This window comes from Arachidicoccus sp. (assembly GCF_050436765.1).
Lineage (GTDB): Bacteria > Bacteroidota > Bacteroidia > Chitinophagales > Chitinophagaceae > Arachidicoccus.
The window spans coordinates 1-1,912 of the sequence record NZ_JBNQGD010000230.1 but is presented as its reverse complement, the minus strand read 5'-3'; the positions used below and the strand labels follow the sequence as shown (position 1 = coordinate 1,912).

Below are 1,912 nucleotides of genomic sequence, written 5' to 3'. Positions count from 1 at the left end.
AGTACCCGCAACGTGTATTGTTCTAATCTTTTTTTGTGGATTACCCAATGCCTCGCAAAGCGCTAATGTATTATTCAAATCCTTTTTGAAGGCAACCACCCCGTCACGGCTAAACATCGGCAGTTGCGTATAAAGAAAATCAATAGTTTGTTTAAAATTCATTTGGGAATGATGATAGAGGAGTTACCCATTTAGTTTAAAATTAAACACAATAGTGCCAGTTTGAGTTTCGACATCACTTGCGTTAAACTTTAGTCCTTTAGCCTTGCGAATAGCAATACTAAGGATGGTGGAGTTAGTTGTTGTCGTTCCTCTCGGATTAATGCTAGCTGAGGTAACACGCCCCGCTTTATCGACGATAATATCAACAGCAACTTTTGCATTCTCATTAAATTTCGATTGGAAGGAACGATCTCCCAAAAAGTGCCTACCACCTAAGCCACTACGAATGCTGATACCACTTGTACCTGTGCCTCCGTTACCATTATAGTTATCAGAAATAGGGTTACCATTTATTTTCCCTTGATCTCCATTTCCTCCGGCAATACCCTGATTACGTACGCCGTTGTAACTATCTGCATTATTGCCGCCAGTACCCCTATTTGTACCCCCTTTATAAATTGCTTTGGGCGTGGGAGGTGCAGGTGTTTTATTTATTATTCTTTTAGTTTCCCTCTTTGCAACAGATTTTTCTATTGCTCTTGGACGTATTTCCTTTATCTTTTTAGGGTTGGGTGACGTTTTTATAATAGGAACGTCCTTCTCATTATTTTCGGCAACGTCTTTATATTCACGTGGTGCTTCTTTAGATGCCACTGTCGGTGGGGGATTATCAGTCTGTTTTTCGTCAGCTGCCGATGGCTCGCCAGGCAATTGAGGAGCAATATCACCAAGACCTTGATCACTATTTCCCAGGTTTACCTCGATGCCGTTATCTACTACTGGTGGCGCAGGCGGCGGCAGCGTCCAACTTACCAATATCAAAAATGCCACTACAACTATACAAGTAATAGCTGTATAGCCCAACGCCTTAAAATTTTTCGATTTTTCTTCGTCTACCAAAATCAATAATTATTTATACACAAATGTAATCAAAATTAACCCCATAGATCCAAAAACCAAAGTTTTTTGCGGATTTACGGCTCATTATACAAAAAATATAACGTCCAGATCAGACTTTTAATTGACGAATTAAGTTAATTTTAGATAAAAGCTTATATAATGAAAAAAGATGAAAGAGTAGATGCATATATTAAGAATGCACCGCTATTTGCTCAACCTATTTTGCATCATCTTAGAGTCCTTATACACAAAGTGTCGCCCAATATTAATGAAACCATCAAATGGGGCTTCCCTAATTTTGAATACAAAGAAAAAATATTATGCAGTTTCGCAGCTTTTAAGGGTCATTGCGCATTTAATTTGTGGTTGCATTCTTTAGTTATCCCGTCTGTTGAAACTAAAACAGGAATGGGTAGTTTAGGTAAAATACTTTCTTTGCGTGACTTACCCACGGATGGGGCCTTAACCAAAATTTTGAGGGAAGCAATACAATATACCGAAGAAGGAAGAACTATTTCACGCAGATCACGTTTAAAAAACGAGAAAATCATTACACCCGAATATTTGCAGACAGCCTTAGAAAAAAATAAAATAGCTTCAGAAAATTATGAGGCATTTAGTTCTTCCAAAAAGAAAGAATATATAGAATGGATTACTGAAGCCAAAACAGGAACTACACGTGATAAAAGATTGAGCATCGCGGTAGAATGGATTGCTGAAGGGAAGACAAGGCATTGGAAATATAAATAAGTTAGAAAGGTTGTAGTGGTTGTAATAGTTATATGGGTATTTGCAATATTTAACCACTTCAACCAATACAACTACTACAACATCTTCAACCAAGGCTAAA

2 protein-coding genes are annotated in these 1,912 nt (G+C 37.7%); one reads left to right on the top strand and one right to left on the bottom strand.

Features of this window, described 5'->3' with window-relative positions; all coding sequences use genetic code 11:
• Positions 1–183: 183 nt before the first annotated feature.
• Positions 184–1,062, bottom strand: coding sequence for a hypothetical protein (locus ACQR30_RS10190; RefSeq protein WP_429734666.1), 879 nt, complete (start codon positions 1,060–1,062; stop codon positions 184–186).
• A gap of 159 nt (positions 1,063–1,221) precedes the next feature.
• On the opposite strand from ACQR30_RS10190, the gene ACQR30_RS10185 reads away from it, so the two are divergent.
• Positions 1,222–1,812 (top strand): YdeI/OmpD-associated family protein, encoded by a 591-nt coding sequence (locus tag ACQR30_RS10185; RefSeq protein ID WP_429734663.1) that lies wholly within the window; start codon positions 1,222–1,224, stop codon positions 1,810–1,812.
• The last annotated feature ends 100 nt before the right edge of the window (positions 1,813–1,912 follow it).